Annotated in this window: 23 protein-coding genes; 8 read left to right on the forward strand and 15 right to left on the reverse strand. The window is 66.6% G+C overall.

Translation table 11 applies throughout. The features are described 5' to 3' along the window. Nucleotides 1-27: 27 nt before the first annotated feature. The 6 genes from MJ603_RS11510 to MJ603_RS11535 are packed head-to-tail and all read right to left on the reverse strand — an operon-like array spanning nt 28 to nt 4,603. Complete coding sequence (locus tag MJ603_RS11510) at nt 28-936, reverse strand: Fpg/Nei family DNA glycosylase (protein ID WP_243063872.1); 909 nt, start codon at nt 934-936, stop codon at nt 28-30. 45 nt (nt 937-981) lie between these two features. Continuing rightward, nucleotides 982-1,371, reverse strand: coding sequence for a type II toxin-antitoxin system VapC family toxin (locus MJ603_RS11515; protein WP_243063873.1), 390 nt, complete (start codon nt 1,369-1,371; stop codon nt 982-984). Beyond that, nucleotides 1,368-1,625 (reverse strand): type II toxin-antitoxin system Phd/YefM family antitoxin, encoded by a 258-nt coding sequence (locus MJ603_RS11520; protein ID WP_243063874.1) that lies wholly within the window; start codon nt 1,623-1,625, stop codon nt 1,368-1,370. The genes MJ603_RS11515 and MJ603_RS11520 overlap by 4 nt, the downstream gene beginning before the upstream one ends. Nucleotides 1,626-1,671: 46 nt before the next feature. Further along, nucleotides 1,672-2,538: an ABC transporter permease gene (locus MJ603_RS11525; protein ID WP_243063875.1), complete on the reverse strand. Its 867-nt coding sequence runs from the start codon at nt 2,536-2,538 to the stop codon at nt 1,672-1,674. Beyond that, nucleotides 2,525-3,460 carry an ABC transporter ATP-binding protein gene (locus MJ603_RS11530; protein ID WP_243063876.1) on the reverse strand — a complete coding sequence of 312 codons (936 nt, stop codon included), beginning with the start codon at nt 3,458-3,460 and terminating at the stop codon, nt 2,525-2,527. Before MJ603_RS11530 ends, MJ603_RS11525 begins: the two co-directional genes overlap by 14 nt. 39 nt (nt 3,461-3,499) lie before the next feature. Then, on the reverse strand, nt 3,500-4,603 hold the full coding sequence (locus tag MJ603_RS11535) for a hypothetical protein (protein WP_243063877.1): 1,104 nt from the start codon (nt 4,601-4,603) through the stop codon (nt 3,500-3,502). Between the two features lie 133 nt (nt 4,604-4,736). On the opposite strand from MJ603_RS11535, the gene MJ603_RS11540 reads away from it, so the two are divergent. Then, complete coding sequence (locus tag MJ603_RS11540) at nt 4,737-5,321, forward strand: isochorismatase family protein (RefSeq protein WP_243063878.1); 585 nt, start codon at nt 4,737-4,739, stop codon at nt 5,319-5,321. Between the two features lie 36 nt (nt 5,322-5,357). Here MJ603_RS11540 and MJ603_RS11545 read toward each other — a convergent pair whose 3' ends face one another. Both MJ603_RS11545 and MJ603_RS11550 read right to left on the reverse strand, forming a co-directional pair. Then, nucleotides 5,358-5,519, reverse strand: coding sequence for a hypothetical protein (locus tag MJ603_RS11545; RefSeq protein WP_243063879.1), 162 nt, complete (start codon nt 5,517-5,519; stop codon nt 5,358-5,360). An 84-nt stretch (nt 5,520-5,603) separates the two neighbouring features. Next, nucleotides 5,604-6,317, reverse strand: coding sequence for a DUF2510 domain-containing protein (locus MJ603_RS11550; RefSeq protein ID WP_243063880.1), 714 nt, complete (start codon nt 6,315-6,317; stop codon nt 5,604-5,606). Nucleotides 6,318-6,467: 150 nt separating this feature from the next. Here MJ603_RS11550 and MJ603_RS11555 point away from each other — a divergent pair, with 150 nt between their 5' ends. Beyond that, nucleotides 6,468-6,836: an RNA-binding S4 domain-containing protein gene (locus MJ603_RS11555; protein WP_243063881.1), complete on the forward strand. Its 369-nt coding sequence runs from the start codon at nt 6,468-6,470 to the stop codon at nt 6,834-6,836. 37 nt (nt 6,837-6,873) lie between these two features. Here the strand turns inward: MJ603_RS11555 and MJ603_RS11560 are convergent, their stop codons facing one another. From MJ603_RS11560 to MJ603_RS11570, 3 genes are read right to left on the reverse strand one after another with little or no spacing between them, the layout of a single operon-like run. Beyond that, nucleotides 6,874-7,092 (reverse strand): DUF6186 family protein, encoded by a 219-nt coding sequence (locus MJ603_RS11560; RefSeq protein WP_243063882.1) that lies wholly within the window; start codon nt 7,090-7,092, stop codon nt 6,874-6,876. After that, complete coding sequence (locus tag MJ603_RS11565; protein ID WP_243063883.1) at nt 7,089-7,754, reverse strand: hypothetical protein; 666 nt, start codon at nt 7,752-7,754, stop codon at nt 7,089-7,091. The genes MJ603_RS11560 and MJ603_RS11565 overlap by 4 nt, the downstream gene beginning before the upstream one ends. A 2-nt stretch (nt 7,755-7,756) precedes the next feature. Continuing rightward, nucleotides 7,757-8,920, reverse strand: a complete 1,164-nt coding sequence (locus tag MJ603_RS11570) for an acyl-CoA dehydrogenase family protein (protein ID WP_243063884.1) — start codon at nt 8,918-8,920, stop codon at nt 7,757-7,759. Between the two features lie 63 nt (nt 8,921-8,983). On the opposite strand from MJ603_RS11570, the gene MJ603_RS11575 reads away from it, so the two are divergent. Beyond that, on the forward strand, nt 8,984-10,000 hold the full coding sequence (locus MJ603_RS11575; RefSeq protein WP_243063885.1) for an aldo/keto reductase: 1,017 nt from the start codon (nt 8,984-8,986) through the stop codon (nt 9,998-10,000). A gap of 205 nt (nt 10,001-10,205) precedes the next feature. After that, a complete protein-coding gene (locus MJ603_RS11580) occupies nt 10,206-11,591 on the forward strand; it encodes a glutamate decarboxylase (protein WP_243063886.1) in 1,386 nt (461 codons plus the stop codon). 19 nt (nt 11,592-11,610) lie between these two features. On the opposite strand, the gene MJ603_RS11585 is transcribed toward MJ603_RS11580, so the two are convergent. After that, complete coding sequence (locus MJ603_RS11585) at nt 11,611-12,822, reverse strand: MFS transporter (RefSeq protein ID WP_243063887.1); 1,212 nt, start codon at nt 12,820-12,822, stop codon at nt 11,611-11,613. Between the two features lie 404 nt (nt 12,823-13,226). Between MJ603_RS11585 and MJ603_RS11590 the strand changes: the two genes are divergently transcribed. Both MJ603_RS11590 and MJ603_RS11595 read left to right on the forward strand, forming a co-directional pair. After that, nucleotides 13,227-15,734: a ribonucleoside-diphosphate reductase subunit alpha gene (locus MJ603_RS11590; RefSeq protein WP_243063888.1), complete on the forward strand. Its 2,508-nt coding sequence runs from the start codon at nt 13,227-13,229 to the stop codon at nt 15,732-15,734. A gap of 175 nt (nt 15,735-15,909) precedes the next feature. Continuing rightward, nucleotides 15,910-16,893 (forward strand): ribonucleotide-diphosphate reductase subunit beta, encoded by a 984-nt coding sequence (locus tag MJ603_RS11595; protein ID WP_243063889.1) that lies wholly within the window; start codon nt 15,910-15,912, stop codon nt 16,891-16,893. Nucleotides 16,894-16,905: 12 nt separating this feature from the next. Here the strand turns inward: MJ603_RS11595 and MJ603_RS11600 are convergent, their stop codons facing one another. From MJ603_RS11600 to MJ603_RS11610, 3 genes are all read right to left on the reverse strand, one after another. Beyond that, nucleotides 16,906-17,652 carry a membrane protein insertase YidC gene (locus MJ603_RS11600; protein WP_243063890.1) on the reverse strand — a complete coding sequence of 249 codons (747 nt, stop codon included), beginning with the start codon at nt 17,650-17,652 and terminating at the stop codon, nt 16,906-16,908. Between the two features lie 91 nt (nt 17,653-17,743). After that, nucleotides 17,744-18,019, reverse strand: a complete 276-nt coding sequence (locus MJ603_RS11605; protein ID WP_243063891.1) for a hypothetical protein — start codon at nt 18,017-18,019, stop codon at nt 17,744-17,746. A gap of 58 nt (nt 18,020-18,077) precedes the next feature. Then, nucleotides 18,078-20,102: a DUF5107 domain-containing protein gene (locus MJ603_RS11610; protein WP_243063892.1), complete on the reverse strand. Its 2,025-nt coding sequence runs from the start codon at nt 20,100-20,102 to the stop codon at nt 18,078-18,080. 254 nt (nt 20,103-20,356) lie between these two features. On the opposite strand from MJ603_RS11610, the gene MJ603_RS11615 reads away from it, so the two are divergent. Beyond that, nucleotides 20,357-21,985, forward strand: a complete 1,629-nt coding sequence (locus tag MJ603_RS11615; protein ID WP_243063893.1) for an ABC transporter substrate-binding protein — start codon at nt 20,357-20,359, stop codon at nt 21,983-21,985. 136 nt (nt 21,986-22,121) lie between these two features. Next, entirely contained in the window at nt 22,122-23,222 is a 1,101-nt protein-coding gene (locus MJ603_RS11620; protein WP_243063894.1) for an ABC transporter permease, read from the forward strand.

Raw genomic sequence — 23,222 nt, forward strand, 5'->3', positions numbered from 1 at the left:
CCTCGCGCTGGTCGAGTAGCGAGGGGGTCACTTCAGCAGCCGCGACAGCACGCGATCGGCCAACGGCTTGCCGCCGGTCTGGCAGGTCGGGCAGTACTGAAACGTGGAGTCCGCGTAGATCACCTGCCGGATCGTGTCACCGCACACCGGGCACGCCTCACCGAACCTGGCGTGCACGTTGAGGTTCGACTTCTTCTCCGCTTTCAGCTCGGATGCCTTCAGCCCGTCCGCGCGCTCCAGAGCCTCGCGAAGCATCCGACCCGTCGCCTCGTACAGCGTGCGCACGTCGGCGGCCGGCATGTTCGCCGGCTTGAACGGCGACATCTTCGCAGCCCAGAGGATCTCGTCGGAATAGGCGTTGCCGATCCCGGCGATCAGCGACTGGTTGCGCAGCACGCCCTTGATCTGCGCGCGTCCCGCAGCCGACAGGATGCCGGCGAAGACCTCCTCCGTGAACTCCGGCGCGAGTGGATCGGGTCCGAGCCGAGCGATGCCCGGAACGTCGGCCGGATCGCGCACCAGGTAGATCGCGAGGCTCTTCTTGGTGCCCGCCTCGGTGATGTCCACGCCGGAACCGTCATCGAGCACGAGTCGTGCCGCCAGCGGGCCGGCGCTGCGTCCGCGCGGGCGGGCGGCGGGAACGGGCGCGGCATCCCGCCAGCGGATCCAGCCGGCCCTGGCGAGATGGATGATCAGGTGCAGGTCGGCACCAGCATCGCCATCGGCTGACTCGTCGGCGTCGGGCCGAAGCGTGACGTCGAGGAACTTGCCGTGCCTGCCCACGCCGGCCACGCGCATTCCGTGCAGCGCCGAGACCGGTGGATCGAACGTCTTCAGCGCGGCGAACGACGTGACGTCGAACCGCTCGACGACGCGCCTGCCCAGCCGGCCGTCGAGGTCGGCGGCGAGCGCGTGCACTTCGGGCAGTTCGGGCACCTGTTCAGTCTGCCCCGCACGGCCGACATCCGTAAACGTCCGGCGTCAGCTCAGTGCGTCGACAGCGAAATCATGTGTGTGCTGCTCCAGGCGGGCGTCGTTGGTCCAGAGCTCACGGCATCCGGTCAGCTGTGCCGTCGCAACGTGCAGGGCATCCGGAGTACGAATCCCGTGGCGTGCGCGCAACTCGGCAGCACGTCGATAGCCCCGCGTGTCGATGCTCAACAGCTGGAACTGTTCGAAAAGACGTTCGTAGTGATCGGCGAGAAGCATGTTGTCGTCCCGAAGAGGACCGACCAGACACTCGAGAATCACCAACGGGCTGATCGCGACCGGCTCGTCGCCGAGGTCGGCGAGTCGACGACGTACTCCCTCGCCTCGTTCCGACCTGTCTTCTGCCGCGTAGATCACGATGCAGGAGTCGAGGTAGATCACTCCCAACCCTCGCGCTCCGCGCGAACCTGATCATCGAGCTCAGAGGCCGGGCGCGCGGCAGAACTCGCAATCGGATGCTCGGCGATCCAGTCGACGAGACCCGCAGCGCTGTGCTCGTCGTGCGCGTCCACTCGGGTGATCCGTGCGACCGGGCGGCCCCGTCGGGCGATCACGGTGTCCGTTCCCTGTTGCGCAGCGCTGACGAGCTTCGAGAGGTTGTTTCTCGCATCGAAGATGTTCGACTGATCGGCCACATCGTCATTCTAGCCAGGTGTTCTAGCCAGAAGGTGGGAGCGTCCGTCAGCTCAAGATGTCCTTCGTGGCGAACCGCCCGTATGCCAACGCCCCGAACACCACGACGTACCCCAGCTGCAGCACCGCGTTCTGGCCGTAGGAGTCCCACACGATCGGGTCGCGCAGCAGGTCGCCGAACCCGAGCCAGTAGTGCGTGAAGAGCCACGGATGCAGCCAGTCCAGTTGCGGAAGCTGGTCCATGATCTGCGAGGCTCCCGCCAGCACCACAGTCGCCGCCATCGCGCCGACCGGCACGGTCGTCAGCGTCGAGATGAAGAGGCCGATGGCACCGAGCCCGAGCAGCGAGAGGGCGACGTAACAGGCGAGGAGCCCGGTGCGTTCGAAGAACCCCGCGGCACCGACCGTGTCGCCTGACAACAACGTCACCGGTCCGATCGGAAAGAGCAGGGCGCCGATCCCGATGCCGGCGAGCACGACGACCACCGTCGCGGCGAGTGAGAACGCGACGACGCCGGCGTACTTCACCAGCAGCAACCGCACTCGGCCGACGGGCGCGACGAGCAGGTAGCGCAGCGTGCCGAGTCCGGCCTCGCCCGCGATCGTGTCGCCGGCGACGACGCCGAGCGTGAGCGGCAGGAAGAGCGGAACGCAGACGACGAGCGCGGTGAATCCGACGAACAAGCCGTTCTGCGTGATGGCACCGAGGAACGCGGGTCCCCGACCGCTGTCGCCCGCGCCCGTGACGCGCACCACGATGGCGATCATCGCGGGCACCGCGGCGAGCGCGACGAGCATCGCGATCGTGCGTCGTCGCCGGAACAACGTTCCCAGTTCGGATCCGAGCAGCGCGAAGACCCTCAGCCTCGAAACGACGGCGGGTCGCGGCGTCGTGGATGCCTCAGCCTGCGACATCGAAGCCCTCCCCGGTGAGCTCGACGAACCGATCCTCGAGGGACGGCGACGACACCTCGAACCCCCGAACCCGCACGCCGTCGGCGACGAGTGCGGCGACGAGGGACTCGGGTGCGGCATCCGCATCGAGGTCAGCGGTCACCACATCGCCGGCGATCGTCGGAGCCAGTCCCAGGCCCGTCAGCACGGATGCCGCTGCACCGGCATCCGGCGTGTGCACGACTGCCTCCCTGCCACCCGTCGCCCGCAGTTCGTCGAGCGATCCGGATGCCACCAGCCGTCCTGCCCGCATCACCGCCACGTGGCTGCAGAGCTGTTCCACCTCGCTGAGCAGGTGGCTGGAGACGAAGACCGTCGCGCCGTCATCCGCGAGCCTTCGGATCAGTGCGCGCACCTCGCGGGTGCCCTGCGGATCCAGCCCGTTGCTGGGCTCGTCGAGTACGAGCAGCTCGCGGTCGCGGAGCAGGGCGCCGGCCAGTCCCAGCCGCTGCTTCATGCCGAGGGAGTAGGCGTGCGCCTTCTTGTCGGCGGCGTGCGTGAGTCCGACACGATCGAGAGCGGAGGCGACGCGGGCGCGACGTGTGGCCGGCACGGAGCGCGGGTCGGCGGCATCCAGCCTGCTGAGGTTCGAACGACCGGTGAGGAACGGGGCGAATGCCGGCCCCTCGACGAGCGCGCCCACGCGCGGCAGCACGCTGGCGGATGCCCGTGGCATCCGCTCCCCGAGCAGCTCGACTCCGCCTGCGGTCGGCGCCGCCAGCCCCAGCACCATGCGGATGGTGGTCGTCTTCCCCGATCCGTTCGGCCCGAGGAACCCGAAAACGGACCCTCGGGGAACCTCGAGATCGAGCCCGTCCACCGCGAGCTGGCGCCCGAACCGTTTGGTCAGACCTGTCGCACGGATCGCGGCCGGCGCGGTCACCGCCGGCGCCCGATTCCCCGCGAGCGACTCACCTCTGCGCTACTTCGCAGCCGACTCGAGCGTGGAGAGCGGAACGGCTCCCGCATAGATGCTTCCGTCATCGGTGAGGAACACCGAGAACAGCGAGGTCTGCAGTCCGCGCCCGCCGTCGACCGACTGGGTCAGCTCGTTCAGCGTGTGCGACTCGGCAGCGGTCAGCCCTGCTGTCCCCGCGCCGAGCGATCCGGCAGGAACGGCGACGATCGACGTCCACCCGGTTCCGGTCACGGTCGGCCCCTCGAACGACCCCGGCCGGCGGTTGTCGGGGCTCGCGGTGTGCGAACTCGCCGACAGCTTCTTCGTGGTGACCTTCGCTCCCTTCGGGGGAGTGAAGGTGAAGTTCGATGCAGCCGGTGTGCTGAAGTCGACCGAGGAGAAGCCGACGGTGACGGCCGGGGACTTCTGGCCAGCGGCATCCACCTGAACGGCGAGCGGGACTCCGGTCTTCGCGTCGACCGACAGGACCACCTTCGCCACGAGGGTGTCAGCGGCCTGCGACGCCTTGGGGGCGAGGGTCACGCGCCAGACGCTGCGCCCGGCGGTCGATCCCTTCGACACGGTCAGCGTCGAGCTCTTCTTCGCCTGGGCGACGAGCTTGGTCGCGAGGTCCTGAGGCGTCGCCGACGGGGTCGCATCGTTCCTCGCGGTCTTCGACGGAAGCGTCACCTTCACAGCCGCGTTCGCCTTGGAATCCCAGGTCCACACCGTGCGTCCGTTGCGCACGACGTCACGCTCGACGAGGCTGTCGAGCACCTGCACGCGCTGCTTCGTGGAGCCGTCCACATAGATCTTCGCCGTGTGCGATGCGGTGAGCAGGTCCAGGATGTCCGACGATTGCGAACCCGATGCCCCGAGCTCCCCGAGCGCGCTCGACAGGTCGGGCAGGCCGAGATCGGAGGTCTGCCGCACGGTCCCCGAGTAGTGCGCACCCTTCGCCTTCGCGATGAGGGCCAGCGCCTGCGCCGGCGTCGGCGTCTTGGTCGCCGTCGCGACGGACTCGGCTCGACCGGGGGAGGCCGTGGTCGCGAACGCGGGCGCCGCTACGACACCGGCGACGACGACGGGCGCGACGATCGCGGGAAGCCACTTCAGAAGTCTCTTCATGGGGGGATCACCTCACTGTGGGGCCCTTTGCAGGTGAGGCCCGAGATCCAGGTTAAGTCGGAATGCTCCGCCTGTGCTGTGCAGAGCGTGACGTGCAACGAAAGGTGTACGCCCTGCGGTGCAGAATGGCGAGATGGCCCGCGCACTCCTCATCATCGACGTGCAGAACGACTTCACCGAAGGCGGGGCGCTCGGCGTCGACGGAGGAGCCGCTGTGGCAGCTGGCGTGACGGAACTGCTGCGCAGCCATCCGGACCGTTACGACCTCGTGATCGCCTCGCGCGACTGGCACAACGACTCGGACGACAACGGCGGACATTTCGCGCAGGATGCCGCCCCCGACTACGTCACTACCTGGCCGGTGCACTGTGTTTCGGGCACGCGGGGCGCCGAGTACCATCCGGCGCTCGACGAGTCGCTCATCGACGTGCACATCAAGAAGGGTCAGGGCGTGCCCGCCTATTCGATCTACGAGGGCACGGCGGACGACGGCCGAACACTCACCCGGGTGTTGGATGACGCGGCCGTGACCGATGTCGAGGTGGTCGGGATCGCCACGGACTACTGCGTGCGCGCCTCAGCGCTCGACGCCCTAGGCGACGGCAGGGGCGTCACGGTGCTCACCGACTTGATTGCGGGAGTGGCTGCGGAGTCGAGCGAGCGAGCGCTGCACGAACTGCGAGCCGCCGGAGCAGTAGTGACCCCGCTGGTCGAGTAGCGCGCGGCGCAGCCGCACGCGTATCGAGACCCGAACCTAGTGGTGTGCTTCCTCGAGCGCGTAGTGCTCCACGTCGACGATCGCCGAACGCTCCGGATGCGCGGCCCTGGTCTTGGCATCCTTGGCAGCGTCGTACAGGCACCAGAAGCAGAACAGCCCCATGATCACCGCGCCGGCAATGAAGACGATGTACTCCACGGGCCACTTCCTTTCGTCGGCATATGCGCATCCACTTTACCGTGCGCCGGCACGCCGCTCGCGCTGCGATCGCTCTTCGACAGGTCAGGAGACGTAGCCGGATCCGGTCGTCGAAATCAGGCCGGACAGATCACTGAACACGATGGCCAGTTTGATGCTCACCAAGACGATGGCGATCACGGTCGCGGCGACGAGGCCCCAGATCGGCCACAGTGCGTCGCCGGCGCCGCGCCGGCGCACGACGACGGTGCGGCCGATCACGTAAACGAAAGAAGAGAGGAACGACCATGCCCAGTGGAACGGGTGGGTGAATCCCCGCCGACGGAGTTCTCGCTGGTCGAAGTAGGAGAACATCACGACGAGGCCGTAGATCACGAAGCTCAGCAGATCGAGGAGAAGAATCGATACGACGAACACCGATATCGACGAGGCGAACGGACCCGTGTCGCCGGTCCCTCCGGTTCCGGCCGACCCGAACGCGACGACCGCTCGGAAATACCCGGTGAAGTCGAAGAACATGAAGGCGATGGTCGGCAGCAAGGGCAGCCCGACCACGAGCCAGACCTGCCAGGTCAGCGACGACGTGCCAGGGGCGACCGGCGGATAGACCACCGGGCCTGCGACCGCATAAGCGTTCTGCGCGTAGGGGTTCTGTGCGTACACGTTCTGCTGCGGTGCGGCCTGCGTGTGCTCCGTCCAGCGGATGCCGTCCCACCAGCGCTGTCCACCCGGATTCTGCGGATCGGGATCCGCGTACCACCCGGCGGGAGTCGGCTGCTGCTGGTTCGGGGTGCTCATCGAGATCGCTCCACTTCATCGAGCCTGACGCACGGGCGACGCGAAGGCACTGACGTGCATCCGTGGATCGCGCATGGGGACGCGGGCGAGCGTAGCGCACGGCGACATCCGATGCCTATGAACGTTGCGGCACGTGCCTACCATGGGTCGATGGCCGAGACGACGACACGTGCCGACATCTGGGTCTGGTCGGTGCGGTTCTACAAGACCCGTTCGATGGCCACTGCGGCCTGCAAGGCCGGGCATGTGAAGGTCAACGGCGAGCGTGCGAAGCCGGCCCAGGTGGTGCGTGCCGGCGACGAGATTCGGGTTCAGACCGACAGGGAGCACGTCGTCGAGGTGCGCGGCATCCTCACCAAGCGCGTTGGGGCGCCGATCGCCCAGGCGGCCTACCTGGACAAGACACCTGCACTGCCGCCACGGGTGGAGCAGCCGAGTTCCGTGCTGCGCGAGCGCGGTGCCGGCCGCCCGACCAAGCGCGAACGACGCGAGCTCGAACGGCTTCGCGGGCGCGACTGACGACCGATGCTGTCGACGGCGTACTGAAGCAGCACTCCTAGGACGAGGCAGGCAGCGGCGCCACCACGAAGAAATGCCAGCCGAGCCACCACCAGAACACGATGATCGTGATGCGGATGGCTCTGGATGCCATCACCCGGTCGAGGAGTGTACCGAACGGGGCGACCCTGTCGGGCGCGCGTCTGCCGTACCAGGCAAGCACCAGACCGAAGACGCCGACAGCGATGAATCCTGCGATCGTGATGAAGCGACTCACGAGCGACGTCCCCTCCTCAGGAATGCGGCGCCGGCGATCAGCCAGATGGCGGCGCACGCCGCCCTGCCGACCGGGTTGGCGACGATCGGATCGAGCAGGTCCGACAGCGGCGGATGATCGAAGTCCGCCTGCGCGGAGGGCATCGCGAGAAAGAAGGAGCCGAGCTCCCACAGGCACAGGAAGATTCCCGCGGCTGACCACAGAACCGCCGATCGCCGCAGCGCTCGCCGAAGCGTGACATCCCGCCCCTCGCGATTCGGCGCGGGATCCGACGGCAGCGGATCGTCGCGCCACGCGACGATCAACGCCGTGGCCCCGATGACCGCAACGGTGATCAGGTCGGCCAGGCCGAACTGCGGTGCGAACGTGATCACCGCGACGGCGACGGCGCCGAGCGTGACCTGCGCTGCGAGGTGAAGACGGGGAAGGGGGTAGCGGTCGAGCGCGCGCAGCCAGCCACCGGCATCCGCGAGCAGTGCGAGCCCCGCTGCGAGAAAGAAGACTCCGTCGACCGGCGCGCCGCGGTAGAGCTGGAACGAGCCGGCGAGCACGAGGATGGCGATCCACCACCAGTCCCGACGCATCCGTGCCGCGACCCCGACCCTCGGAATGCGTGAACCCGTCTCGCCGCGCCGCGACGGCCGCCAGGACTGATCGGTCATCGTCAGTCCTCGACCGGGCCGAGCCAGGCCGTCGCCACCGTCGAGTGGGCCGACTCGTCGTCGGAGGGATGGAACATGCCGGCGAGCACGTCACGGTAGAGCCGCCCGAGCTCGCTGGAGGTGAAGTAGCTGCCGCCGCCGGAGACCCGGATCGCCTTGTCGACGACGTCACGGGCCGTCTCGGTCGCCCGTACCTTCATGCCGACGAGCTTCGCGAACCACTGGTTGCCGTGGTCGGTGAGCGCGTCGACGTCTGCGGTGATGGCATCCAGCTGCGGGTACAGCGCGTCCTGCGCGATCGCGGCGTCGGCGATGCGCCATCGGATGTCCGGGTCCTGCGAGTACGCGCGCCCGTCGTTCTTCATCGAGGTGCGTCGTTTCACGGCCTCGACTGCGAGCTCCAGTGCCCGCTGACCGATACCCGTGTACACAGCGGCGAGCAGCAGCTCGAAGCTCGAGAAGATGCCGAACGTGAGCGGGTCGGCGTTCGGGCCGGGATCCAGCCTCCTCACGATGCGGTCGGCCCGCGCGTGAACCCCGTCGAGCTTCGTGGAATTCGACTGGCTCGCGCGCATGCCGATCGTGTCCCAGTCGTCGAGAATCGTGAAGCCGCCGGCGACCCGGTCGATGAATCCGAAGACGATCTTCGGTGCATCGGTGCTCGTGGAGTCCAGCCCCATCGTGCCGAGACGTGTCCAGGCCGGCGAGAGCGAGGTGAAGATCTTCGTGCCGTGGAACGTGTAGCCGCCTTCGCCGTCCGGGCGGGCATCCGTACGCGACCCGAACAGTACGAGGTCGTTGCCGCCCTCGCTGATGCCGAAGCCGAACACTTCATCGGCTCCTGCCTCGCGTTGCAGAAACTCGAGCGTGTCGTCGCCGCGATCACGCATCGCCTTCGCGACGCCGGTCCACACCAGGTGCATGTTGACGGCGAGTGCCGTCGCAGGGGCCGCGGATGCGAGCCGTACCTGCTCGCGAGCCACGTCGCGCAGCTGCAGTCCCAGTCCGCCGAACTCGGTCGGCACGAGGGCGCGCAGGTAGCCGGCATCCTTCAACTCGGCGAGATCTTCGGCGAAGAAGGCATTGTCGTGGTCATAGCCCGCCGCGCGCGAACGGATGCGCTGCAGCAGCGAATCGGACAGAACCTTGACGGCGGACTCGGTCACGATCCTCAGGCTACGCCCAGGCGTGCAGAGGGCATCGCTTGCACGCACCAGTATCGTGGCCGCATGCAGCAACGCCCACTCGGCCGAACAGGCCGCACCGTGTCCGTGATCGGTCTGGGAACCTGGCAGCTCGGGGGTGACTGGGGGAGCGTGAACGAGAGCGATGCACTCGACGTGCTCGAGGCATCCGCTGAGGCGGGCGTCACGTTCTTCGACACCGCCGACGTGTACGGCGACGGTCGGAGCGAGAGCATCATCGGCAGGTTCCGCGGAGCGCATCCGGATGCCGGCATCATCGTCGCCACGAAGATGGGCCGCCGCGTCGATCAGGTGCCCGAGAACTACACGCTGGCGAACTTCCGCCAGTGGGTCGACCGCTCGCGCGCCAACCTGCGCACCGACACGCTCGACCTCGTTCAACTGCACTGCCCGCCGACCGCCGTCTACTCGAGCGACGAGGTCTTCGACGCGCTCGACACCCTCGTCGACGAGGGCGCGATCGCGAACTACGGCGTCAGCGTCGAGCGCGTGGACGAGGCGCTCACCGCCATCGCACGCCCGAACGTGGCGACCGTGCAGATCATCCTCAACGCGTTCCGGCTGAAGCCGCTCGAGCGCGTGCTGCCGGCAGCGCAGGAGGCCGGCGTCGGCATCATCGCGCGCGTACCGCTGGCATCCGGTCTGCTCAGCGGCAGATACACGAAGGACACGGTCTTCGCGCCGCAGGACCACCGCACGTTCAACAGGCACGGCGAGGCGTTCGATGTTGGCGAGACGTTCTCCGGCGTCGACTTCGCCACCGGGGTCGAGGCGGCCGGAAGGTTCGCGGATGCCGTTGCAGCCGTTCGCGACGCGCAGAACATCGACTGCGCCGACAAGCTCACCCCCGCCAAGGCGGCCATCGCGTGGGTGGCGCAGCAGCCCGGCGTGAGTTCCGTGATTCCCGGCGCGAGGAATGTCGATCAGGCGCGCTCGAATGCCGCTGCGGGTTCCGTGCCGGCGCTCGGCGATGACTTCGACCAGGCAGTGCACGACATCTACGACGAATACATTCGAGCAGGCGTCCACGACAAGTGGTGAGCCTCGGTTCTGCACCACAATTCAGGACATGCGGGTGGGCGTCGACATATCCGTCACCGGTGACCGTATGTCCTGAATTGTGGAGAGCACCTGAGCGCACCACACCACGAGGGCACACCCTGGCGCCGTTTCCGGCAGCACGCGCACACTGAGCTCAGAGACCGAGTTGACAGGCCGGCGAGCGTTCGGCAGAGAGGAGGCCGTCATGGACGATGGCATCGACGACGTGTTCGCCGGCGCGGAGATGGTGACTCCTGCGCCGAAGACCGAGTTCCCGAAGGGCGAACGCCCTGCGAAGGATGTCTACCAACTCGTACGCGACGAGCTCCTGCTCGACGGCGTGGCGCGCATGAACCTCGCGACGTTCTGCACCACGTGGTTGGAGCCCGAAGCCGAGAAGCTGATGGCGGATTCGATCGCGAAGAACATCATCGACAAGGACGAGTACCCGCAGACGGCGGAGATCGAACGGCGCTGCGTCGCGCTCGTCGCCGACCTCTTCCACGCGCCGGATCCAGCGCATGCCGTCGGAACCTCGACGACAGGATCGAGTGAAGCCGCGATGCTCGCCGGGCTGGCGGCGAAGTGGCGCTGGCGAGCGAAGCGCAGGGCGGCGAACGCCGACAGCACTCGGCCCAACCTGGTCTGCGGCTCCGTGCAGGTCTGCTGGGAGAAGTTCGCCAGGTACTTCGACGTCGAGCTGCGCCAGGTGCCGATGCCGGAGGGATATCTGCTCACGCCAGAGGATGCCGTTGCGCACTGCGACGAGAACACCATCGCGGTGGTCGCGACGTTCGGCCAGACCTTCACCGGTCTGTTCGAAGATGTCTCTGCCATCTCGGCCGCACTCGACGACCTGCAGGGGCGAACGGGCCTCGACATCCCACTGCACGTCGACGCCGCATCAGGCGGCTTCGTTGCGCCGTTCTGCGCGCCGGACGTCGTCTGGGACTTCCGCCTGCCGAGGGTGAAGTCCATCAATGCGTCGGGACACAAGACGGGACTGGCCCCGCTCGGCAGCGGCTGGGCGATCTGGCGGGAGCCCGCCGACCTGCCAGACGAACTCGTCTTCGACGTGAACTACCTGGGCGGTGACATGCCGACGTTCACACTGAACTTCTCCCGGCCGGGAGGACAGGTGATCACGTCGTATTACACGTTCCTGCGGTTGGGGAGGAACGGATACACCAAGGTGCAGAGCGCGGCCTATACCGTTGCGCAGCGGATCGCGGCGGGCATCCGCTCGTTCGATCGGTTCGACATGGTGTTCGACGGGGATCCGCTGAAGGGCATCCCGGCCGTGACCTGGACGGCACGCGGCGACGATGCCCTGCTGTTCGACCTCGCCCAGCAGCTGCGGATGCGCGGTTGGCTCGTGCCCGCCTACACGCTTCCGCCCGACCGGCAGAGCATCCCGGTGCAGCGCGTCGTGGTGCGGCACGGCATGAGCGTCGACATGGCGGATCTGCTGCTAGCGGACATCCGCCGGTCGCTCGACGAGCTGTCGACGCTGCCGGGCGGGGTGCACGTCGAAGCGGCGAACTCGACGGGGTTCAACCACAACGCGACTCCTCGCATCGCCCACGCCTGAGGGGTCGGGCTGGAGCCGATCAGCTGGGCTGGACGGACACCGGCTCGGTGTCCGGGATCGGGCTGGCGTCTCGTCCGCGCAGATCGGGATGCCAGCGCTTGCCGATCAGCGGCACGAGCGCGCCGACCGCGGCCATCGCCGCCGCGACCCAGAACGCGCCGACCGCCGAGTAGCGGTCGATCAGGAATCCGGCAACGGCGCTGCCGAGCGCGGCGCCGATGAGCTGTCCCGTGCCGACCCAGCCGTACGCCTCAGCGGTGTCGGAGAATTTCACGCTCGACGAGACGATCGCGAAGATCACGGCGAGAGCAGGAGCGATGCCGGCGCCGGCTATCACGAGCAGGGCGGCGAGCCACCAGACGTTCGTGATCCAGAGGCTGGCGAGCACGATGCCGACGAAGACGATCAGCATGCGCCGTGCCAGCGCCCAGGGGCCGATCGGCAACGAGCCGAGCGCAAACCCGCCGGCGAGCGATCCGAGCGACCAGATGGCGAGCACGATGCCGGCCTCCGGCCCTTGCGCGCCGAAGTTGGCGATGACACCGGCCTCGATGGCCGCGCACGAACCGACGAGCAGGAAGCCGACGATCGTCGCCAGCAGCACGGTCGGGCGACGCAGCACGACGCCGAACCTGCGCTTGCTGCGAGGGATGCGCACGCGTCCGAGCTCGGGCGACACGATGAACCACGCGCCGCCGCCGAGCATGACGGCCGCGCAGACCAGCAGGCCGATCGTGGTGGAGATCTGAGTGGCGATGAACGTGATGACCACGGGGCCGGCGATCCAGATGATCTCCTGTGCAGAGGCATCGAGGGAGAACAGCGGAGTGAGCAGACGCGAGTTGACCAGCTTGGGATAGATCGTTCGCACGGCAGGTTGAACAGGGGGCGTCGCGAGTCCGCCGACCAGTGCGGCGACCATCGTGAGCGGAATCGGCATGATCACCAGCGCGATCAGCACCACGGATGCCGCGCACACCACGGTGGTCACGGTCAGCACGGGACGCATGCCGACGCGGCCCATCAGGCGACTGGTGAGGGGGCCGGCGACACCCTGGCCGACGCTCGCCGCAGCCAGAACGAGGCCGGCGGCGCCGTACGTGTGGTGCACGTGCTCGACGTGCGTGAGCAGGGCGAGTGAGAGCATCCCACTGGGGAATCTCGCGGTCAGCTGCGCGGCGATGATCCGCCCGACTCCGGGCGTCTTCATCAGGTCTTTGTAGGCGCTCACTAGCGTTCGAGTCTATCGGCCGCGGGGACCCGAAGAGGAGGAGAGCACGGTCGCTTCCCTTACCACCAACCCTGTGGAAACTGGGGATAACTCGGCGAAGTTTTCCACATTCTGTGGACGACACGCCCACTACATCTGGGGTTAACCGCTGGCGGGTACCCCGCTATATAGTGATCACACGCCGGTTGAGTCGGGGGCCTTCCTGAAGCTGGCAGAGCGTTTCGACAGTGTCTGCACGAGTGTCGGAGGCCTGTCGGATGATGCGGGATACGACTCACGGCGACGTGGGAATTACGGGGGACACGAGGCATCCGGCCTGGGACATTCGGGCCGGAATGCTTGGCGACCCCGCCGAGAGGCCGGGCGTCGGATGCCGCCGATGGCGGAAGTGAGGAAGAGGCGAAGTGACCATCACAGTCGTGAAGCGCAACGGTGAGCGTGAGCCGTACGACGCGAACAAGATCAACCTGGCGATCGAGAAGGCCTCTGAGGGGCTCGACGAGAACATCACCTGGGTGACCCAGATCGCGAGCGAGCTCGAACTGACTCTGTTCGACGGCATCACCACCCAGCAACTCGACGAGGCGGTCATCCAGGTCGCGCTGCAGAACGTGAAGGACGACCCGGCGTTCGACACCGTGGCCGCTCGCCTGCTGCTCAAGACCATTTACAAGCGCGTTCTCGGCGACTACGAGTCGGACGACGAACTCAAGCGACTGCACCACGAGGGCTTCCGCGGTTACGTCGAGCGCGGCGTCGCAGAAGAACTGCTCGACCCGCGCTTCCCCGACCTCTTCGATCTCGACCGGCTGGCATCCGTGCTCGAGCCCTCTCACGACGGCCTGCTCAAGTACATCGGCCTCGTCACGCTCAACAACAGGTACGGCATCAAGGCACGTAACGGCGAGCCGCTCGAAGTGCCGCAGTACTTCTGGATGCGCATCGCCATGGGCCTGTCCCTGAACGAGGCTGACCCGACCGGCATCGCCATCGAGTTCTACGAGACCATGTCGCGTCTCGACTACCTCGCGGCGGGTTCCACCCTGGTGAACGCGGGCACCAAGTTCCCGCAGCTCTCCAACTGCTTCGTCATGGAGATGCACGACGACATCGAGCACATCGCCAAGAGCGTGCGCGACGTGATGTGGATCACCAAGGGCACAGGCGGCATCGGGCTGTCGGTCACCAAGCTGCGTTCGCAGGGTTCGCCGATCCGGTCGAACAACACGACCTCGACCGGCCCGATCCCGTTCATGCACACGATCGACTCCGTGCTGCGCGCGGTCAGCCGCGGCGGCAAGAAGTTCGGCGCGCTGTGCTTCTACATGGAGAACTGGCACCTCGACTTCCCCGAGTTCCTCGATCTTCGTCAGAACTCCGGCGACCCGTACCGCCGCACCCGCACCGCGAACACCGCCGTGTGGATCTCGGACGAGTTCATGAAGCGCGTGCAGCACGATGAGCCGTGGTATCTGTTCGACCCGCTCGAGGTCGAAGACCTCAACGAGCTCTACGGCAAGGAGTTCAGCGAGCGTTACGCGTACTACGCGGAGCAGGCAGAAGCCGGCAACATGCGCATGTTCAAGAAGATGTCGGCGCGCGCGCAGTTCAAGGACATCCTGATGAGCCTGCAGACCACCAGCCACCCGTGGCTGACCTGGAAGGACACCATCAACAACCGTGCCCTGAACAACAACACGGGCACGATCCACCTCTCCAACCTGTGCACCGAGATCTGCCTGCCCCAGGACATCGACAACATCGCGGTCTGCAACCTGGCGTCGATCAACCTGTCCCGTCACCTGCAGGAGGACGGCACGTTCAACTGGGCGACGATCGAACGCAGCGCCCGCCTCGCGATCCGCCAGCTCGACAACCTGATCGACATCACCATGTCGTCGGTGCCAGAGGCGGACCACGCGAACATCAACAACCGCGCTGTCGGCCTCGGCATCATGGGCTTCACCGACGTCGTCGAACGGCTCGGCATCAGCTACGAGTCCGAAGAGGCGTACGACCTGATCGACGAGGTCGCGGAGCGCATCTCGTACTACGCGATCCAGGAGTCGGTCGATCTCGCTGCAGAACGCGGCGCCTACCCGAACTTCGAAGGGTCCCGCTGGTCGCAGGGCATGGTGCCGTTCGACACGATCGCCATCACGGAGCAGGACCGCGGCATCGAGATCAAGGTGAACCGCAAGACCCGCCTCGACTGGGATGCTCTGCGCGAGCGGGTGAAGGGCGGCATGCGCAACGCGACGCTGATGGCGATCGCACCGACGGCATCCATCGGACTCGTCGCGGGCACCACGCCCGGATTCGACCCGCAGTTCTCGCAGATCTTCAGCCGCTCCACCTCGAACGGCAAATTCCTCGAGGTGAACCGCAACCTGGTCGAGACGTTGCGGCAGCACGGCCTGTGGGAGAAGGTGCGCGAGCAGGTGCTGCGCAGCCAGGGTGACATCCAGGGCATCGCCGACATTCCCGATGAGATCAAGAACGTCTACAAGACGAGCTTCCAGCTCTCGCCGTACGCGTTCCTCGAGGTCGCGGCACGTGCGCAGAAGTGGATCGACCAGGCCATCAGCCGCAACATCTACCTCGAGACGCGTGACGTCGGCGACATGGTCGACATCTACTCCGCGGCGTGGGAGCGCGGCGTGAAGACCACGTACTACCTGCACATGAAGCCGCGCCACCAGGCGGAGCAGACCACCGTGCGCGTGAACAAGGCCGAGGAGATCGGCGGCGCTCGCAAGGGCTTCGGCTCTGTGCCCGCCGGCGTCGGTGCGGCAGCAGGAGCGGATGCCGGTGCTGCGGCGCCCGCTGCCGCCCCCGCCCGTCGTGGCTTCGGTTTCGGCGGCACGGCCTCCGGTGCAGCATCCTCGAGCGCACAGGGTGGTGAGAACTGATGGACGACGAGTACTTCGTTCCGGTCGACCCTATGGATGACCTGCAGTGCGACTCCTGCCAGTGACGGTGGTCGAGTAGCGCCGCACCCGCTGGTCGAGTAGCGCCGCGAAGCGACGCGTATCGAGACCCGACACCACGCAGACATAAGACATCAACACGAGGAGCGACGAGAACATGGGCATTCTGGGTACCGGAATCAAAGAGGGCCTGCTGCTCAAACCGGTGACCTACCAGTGGGCGATGGACCTGTACGACCAGGCCGTGGCGAACACGTGGTTCCCGAACGAGATCCAGCTGGGCGAAGACATCGCGGACTTCAAGAAGATGACCGACGAGGAGCGTCACGCCGTGACGTTCCTGATCAGCTACTTCAACCCGAACGAGCTGCTGGTGAACAAGGCTCTTGCTTTCGGCGTCTACCCCTACCTGAATGCGGCGGAGGCGCACCTCTACCTCGCCAAGCAGATGTGGGAGGAGGCCAACCACTCGATGTCGTTCGAGTACGTGCTCGAGACGTTCCCGATCGACCGCGACGAGGCCTACAACTCCCACGTCGACGTGCCATCCATGGCACGCAAGGAGGAGTTCGAGGTCAAGTACATCCGCCGCATGCTCGAAGAGAAGCTCGACATCACCACCACAGAGGGCAAGCAGGACTTCGTCCGCAACCTCGTGGCGTACAACATCATCCTCGAGGGCATCTGGTTCTACTCGGGCTTCATGGTCGCGCTGTCGTTCCGTCAACGGAACCTGCTGCGCAACTTCGGGTCGCTCGTCGACTGGATCGTGCGCGACGAGTCGTTGCACCTGAAGTTCGGCATGAACCTCATCCTCACGGTGCTCGACGAGAACCCGGATCTGCAGACCCCGGAGTTCGCGGCCGAGATCAAGCAGATGATCCTCGATGCCGTCGAGATGGAAGAGGAGTACAACCGCGACCTGCTGCCGGGCGGCATCCTCGGCCTGAACGCCAACTACATCAACCAGTACGTCAAGTACCTCGCAGACCGCCGACTCGACGAACTCGGCTTCGGTACCGAGTACAACGTGACGAACCCCGCGAAATGGATGGCGGCGGCGAACGACACGCTCGAGCTGGTCAACTTCTTCGAGTCGATCAACACGTCCTACGAGTCGAACGCGAAGGCCAGCAGCTGACCGGCATCGAGATCACGCTCCCGCAGCGAGGTAGTGCCGCTGCGCGAGCGTGCGCTCGACGCTCGTCCACGCCATCGACACTGCGAGGTACACGGACGCCCCCATCGGCGCGATCGCGGCGAACACCACGCTGAGCAGTGGGAGCCAGGTCAGTGCGCGCCCGAGACTCGTGGGCTCCGGCGCACCGGGATCCGCCGCACGTGCCGCCCGAAGGGCGAGATGGCGTGACATGATCGCGATGCCGGCGATCAAGACGAGCAGCGCCAACGGCAGAGCGAGCTGGGCGAGAGCACCCGCGGCGAGGAGCTGCGCGAATGAAGCCCCCAGCGGAGAGCCGAACACCGTGTGCGCCAGCAGGGCGTTCGCGTGCCCGGCCACCGTCGCCCGCGTGAAGACGCCGTAGACGACCGAGACGACGGGGATCTGCGCCAGCGCCGGAAGCATCCCCGCGAACGGCGAGACGTGTTCCGTCGAGTACAGTTCCTGCGTCTTGCGGGCAAGCAGCGCTCGGTCATTACCGTGTCTGCGCTGCAGCGCGCGCAGCTTCGGGGCGAGGCGTGCCCTGGCGACCTGGGCTCTCGCGTTCGACAGGCCGACGGGAATCAGCAGTGCTCGCACGACGAGCGTGGCGATGGTGATCGCCACAAGCACGGCGACGCCCTCGGGAAGGATGCCGTCGATGGCGCCAGCGATCCAGGTGACGGCGGCATCGGCGCCGTTCAGCACGGCGGCGAAAGGCGGAAATGAAGAGAGGTCCATGAAGTACGTCCTCGGTGTCGGTGATGGTCTCGGATGCGCGCACGAGCGTCACCGAACCTCGGGCCCTGCGACCCGCAGCGTTCGACGCCCGCTACCGAGAGGCCGAAGGAGGCCGTGGGCGCATCAGGGCGCGGGCATCCGTGTGTGCAGGCGATTGCGCGATCGTCGCGTGCAGCCAAGCGTCGCGGGCGACCTCGGCGGGAACCGGATGCGTCGCGGCGGTCGTGCGCGCGAGCATCCGTGTCGCCGCGGTAGCGACGGCCAGCGTGATGACGGCAGCGACCAGCAGACCCGATGCCGTGCCAGGCTGCCACGCGGCACCGATCCCGGCGACCGTGCCCAGGAGGACCGTGCCCAGGACGGTCACAGCAGCAGCTGCGGGCGACGGGACATGCGCCGATCGTACCCCGGTGTGCCCAGTCGCCTCAGTCCTCGACCCTCATGCGGAAGTCGTACCGCTCGGGCGGTGGGAACCCGCGGGAGGCCCGCTCGCGCACCGCGTCGTCGATCGGAACGCCCTCCTCGGCCGCGAGCCGCGTCGTCTGGTAATCGAGCCACAGGCCGTCGAGCGAGGATTCGCCCTCCTTCAGATCGGCGATCTCGATTCCCTGATCCAGCAGCGCCCCGCAGCGCTCGATGTCGCCGACGGCGAGGGATGCCCGCGCCTCGATGAACCGGATGCGCCCGTTGGCGCGTTGGCCGGCATCCAGACCGGCGATGAGTGTCAGCGAGTCCGAGGCGCGATCAGCGGCGAGCAGCTGCCCGCTCGCCTCGATACTGAGCTGCAGAACGTGTGGAAGGTGTGCGCGAGCGCGGGAGTACGCGTCCGCCGCGGTGTCGCCGTCACCGTCACGCATCGCGGCGAGGGCGAGATTGCGCCACGCCCAGCCGTTGTCGCGCTGCTCGATCGATTCCCGCCACGCGTCGGCAGCAGACCCCCACCGCCCCTGTGCAGCGGCGATCGCTCCCTCGTGCAGCCGTGCCAGCCAACCGTCGTTGGCGGCGACGATCGGCGCCCACGCCTGATCCGCCTGGTACGAGAGCGGAGCCGCGAGCGGATCGACGTCGGCGATCCGCTGCTGCAGCGCGCCGACCCACCACTCCTGCTCTGGCCCGAGATCGCTCGCCGGGAACGGCGTGGCGGCGCTCGACAGCGAAGGCTCGCCCGCTCGAGCTCGACGGGCGTCCTCGAGGGCGCCCCAACCGGATGCCCGCTGGAGAACCTCCTCGATGCGATCTCCGCTGTCGTCGCGTGCGTCTTCACGAGCGAGCACCTCGGGCGCACTCGTGCGGGCCACGGCTTCCGCCGCCGCACCGACCGCCTGCTGCCATGCGCTGTGCACCGAGCCGGCATCGCCCTCGGCCAGCCCGTACGCCTCGCTCCACGTCCACTCGGCACCTGCCGGCATCGGCAGGTGCTCCAGTTGCGTTCGCGCCAGTCCTGCCTGGATCTCCAGGTACGGATGCTCGCCCTCCGTCAGCCATCGCTGCCAGTGCGCGCTGCCGGCACCGGTGCCCCAGAAGAAGAGCTTGCGACCGCGCAATCGTGCGGTGGAGGCCTGGAACAGCCCTGATCCTGTTTCATCGAGCGCAGTGATCCATGGCGTGCGTGCACGATCGAGCTCGAAGAAGTAGTCGGCGGCATCGGTCGAACGCGTTGTGTAGCTGCGGTCGATCGCGCCATCGGCGGCTGGATCGCCCGCCTGAGGGAACGGCACCCTGGAGAGCACGCCCTCGTAGCCGAAGCGGTACGCGGAGTCGGCGGGGGTGATGACGCGCACATCATCGCGTTCCGGCACGGCGATGTTCGACCACCAGTACACCGGCACCTCGACGGATCGCGGATTGGTGATCGTGACCGACACGACGAGCAGAGGTGCGTCGGGGGCGAGGGAGGCGTCGATGCGCACGACGAGCCCCCGCATCCGCTCGTACTCGTACATGCGCAACGCCTCGGTGCCGTCCGCTCTGCGCACGCGAACGGTGTGCAGAGGGGAGCAGGTCAGGGGCCAGTGGCCGGTGGTGCCGAGGTTCCACTCGACGCCGCCCGCGAACCAGGCGTTGCGCAGGGCGAGATTCGCCGGGCGGAACACGGGGTTTCGGTGCAGGAGCTCGCGGCCGGTGCGTTTGTCGACCAGCGACCACAGCCGGCCGCCGAGGCCGATCAGGAACTCGGCGCGCATCCGATCGTCCTCGAGCACGGCGACCGGATGCCGCGCCGCGCGCAGTTCACGCCCGTACCCGTCCTGCAGGAGGTACGGCAGCACCGTGTCGACCTTGCCATACGTGAGGCCGAAGCGAAGCTCGTCGTCGAGGCCGTCGCCCTCGACATCCGTCGCGTGCAGGTCGCCGGAACTGCCGAGCGGCGGCAGCGGATTCGTCTCGCCGAGTTCCGCAGACGGCATCACGAGTTCGTCGAGGCGGACGGTGGTGGGGGTGTGGGCGCTCATCACGGCCATGCTCGCAGAGCCCTCGCGCGCCTGACGATTATCGCGCAGGAATGCTGCGCGAACGTGCGCCCCCGTGATGAAAACACGCTCGATGCGTTTCCATCGAATAACGATCATGTAGCCGTTTCGGATACCGCGCGGGGGTGGACATTCGACGTGTGTTAGGACAGAGGGACCCGTGAACGGACACGGCCTTCTTCGTGTTCGTTCAGAGACGATCATCACGATCGGCCAGCAGAGAGGCACTTACCCGTATGAAAACGGAATCTTCCCGCCGCGCGCGCGTGCTCATGGGCGTCTCAGCCCTCGCGGTCGCGGCACTCGCCCTCACCGGATGCTCCGGCAACAGCACGTCCGGTAGCGGTGGCGGTGGCGGGTCCATCACCATCGGCACAACCGACAAGACGACCAGCCTCGACCCGGCCGGTTCGTACGACAACGGTTCGTTCGCGGTGATGAACCAGGTCTATCCGTTCCTGATGAACACGCCCTACGGCAGCCCTGACGTCAAGCCCGACATCGCGTCGTCGGCATCGTTCACCTCGCCGACGGAGTACACGGTCAAGCTCAAGAGCGGACTCACGTTCGCCAACGGCGACGCCCTCACCTCGTCTGACGTGAAGTTCACGTTCGACCGCCAGCTGAAGATCAACGACCCGAACGGGCCGGCTTCGCTGCTCGGCAACCTCGCCAGCGTGACGACGCCCGACAAGCTGACCGCCGTGTTCCACCTGAAGGTGGCCAACGACCAGACGTTCCCGCAGGTGCTCTCCAGCCCCGCGGGTCCGATCGTGGACGAGCAGGTGTTCTCGGCCGACAAGGTCACGACCGACAACGCCATCGTCAAGGGCGACGCGTTCGCCGGGCAGTACTACATCAAGTCGTTCCAGGTGAACAACCTGATCCAGTTCAAGGCGTTCGACGGGTATAAGGGCTTGCTCGGCAAGGCGAAGACCGCAACCGTGAACATGAAGTACTACACGAGCGCGCCGAACATGAAGCTCGACATCCAGCAGGGCAACATCGACGTGGCGTACCGGCAGCTGTCGGCGACCGACATCGCCAGCCTCCGCTCCGACAAGAAGGTCAAGGTCGTCGACGGTCCCGGTGGCGAGATCCGCTACATCGTCTTCAACTTCAACTCGATGCCGTACGGCGCGAAGACGTCCGACGCGGATGCGAAGAAGGCGCTGGCCGTCCGTCAGGCCGCAGCAGACCTGATCGACCGCAAGGCGATCGCCAGCCAGGTGTACAAGAACACGTACACGCCGCTGTACTCCTACGTGCCGCAGGGCCTGACCGGTGCGACCGATTCGCTCAAGTCGCTCTACGGCGACGGAAGCGGTGGCCCGTCGCTCGACAAGGCGAAGAAGGCGCTCACGGACGCCGGCGTGACCACTCCGATCGCGCTCAGCCTGCAGTACACGCCTGACCACTACGGCCCGTCGTCCGCCGACGAGTACGCGCTGATCAAGGACCAGCTCGAAACCGGTGGGCTGTTCAAGGTGAACCTGCAGTCCACGGAGTACGTGCAGTACTCGAAGGACCGTGTGGCGGATGTCTACCCGGCATACCAGCTGGGCTGGTTCCCGGACTACTCGGACGCCGACAACTACCTGACGCCGTTCTTCTCGAAGGACAACTTCCTGGCGAACCACTACGACAACCCGGAGGTTCAGAAGCTCATCACGGAGCAGGTCGGCACCACCGACAAGGCCGCGCGTACCAAGTTGATCGAGGAGATCCAGGACAAGGTTGCACAGGACCTGTCGACACTGCCGATGCTGCAGGGTTCGCAGGTGGCGGTTGTGGGCTCGGATATCGCCGGGCTCCAGCTCGATGCGTCGTTCAAGCTGCGCATCGCCTCGATTTACAAGAAGTAAGGTTTCGATGGGCGGGCGGTAGTCCTTAGACTCCGCCCGCCCGCAACATGTTCCACCTTCGACCGGCCCGGCCAATGACGATCGGGCCGGTCGGCGCGTGGCCGGAGACGGCCCCGCCTGAACCACGAGGAAGCCTATGACAGCCCTTCTCGACGACCCGGATCCTCTGATTCCGGCCGCGTCTACCACCTCAGAAAACGGCAAGCGAGGCGGCGGCGGGGGGCTGCTGCGGTACATCATCATCCGCTTCCTGCTGATCATCCCGACCGTGTTCATCCTCGTGACCGTCGTGTTCTTCCTGATGCGCTCGACAGGTGACCCGATCACGGCGGCTCAGGGCGGTCGTCTGCCTCCCGATGAATTGGCACGGCGCATCCACGAGGCCGGTTACGACCAGCCGCTGTTCGTGCAATACCTGCAGTACCTCGGGCAGATCTTCACCGGCAACTTCGGCACGACGTTCAGTGATCATCAACAGGTCACCACGGTGCTCGTGACGTATGGCGCGGCGACGCTGGAGCTCGCCTTCTACGCCCTGATCGTCGCGTTCATCGTCGGTATTCCGCTCGGCATGCTCGCCGCGTACTTCCGCGACAAGGGGTGGGATGCGGCCCTTCGCATCTTCGCCATCCTCTGCTACGCGACCCCGGTCTTCTTCGCCGGCCTGCTCCTGAAGCTCATCTTCTCGGTGTGGCTGGGCTGGCTGCCGGTCTCCGGCAGGGCGAGTATCGGTGATGAGCTCACGATGCAGTCGCTCCCTCATCCGACGGGCATCTACCTGATCGATGCGTTCCAGACCGGCGATCCTGCAGTCGTGGGCGACGTGCTGGCGCACGCGGTGCTTCCCGGCATCGCGCTCGGATTCCTCACTGCAGGCGTCTTCCTGAGGCTGGTGCGTACGAACGTGATCAGCACGCTCTCCACCGACTACGTGTCATCCGGTCGCTCCCGTGGTGTGAGCGAGTTCAGGTTGGTGCGCAAACACGCCTATCGGCCCGCGTTGATTCCGATCATCACGGTGATGGGACTCCAGATCGCGTTGCTTCTCGGTGGCGCCGTCTTGACTGAGACCACGTTCGAGTGGAAAGGGCTCGGTTTCCAGCTGGCGCAATATCTGCAGGCGCGGGACTACGTCGCCGTGCAGGGGATCGTCGCCATGCTGGCGGTGATCGTCGCCATCACGAACTTCATCGTCGATGTGATCGCCGCTCTGATCGACCCGAGAGTGAGGTACTGA

Source organism: Humibacter sp. RRB41 (assembly GCF_022761015.1).
Lineage (GTDB): Bacteria > Actinomycetota > Actinomycetes > Actinomycetales > Microbacteriaceae > Humibacter.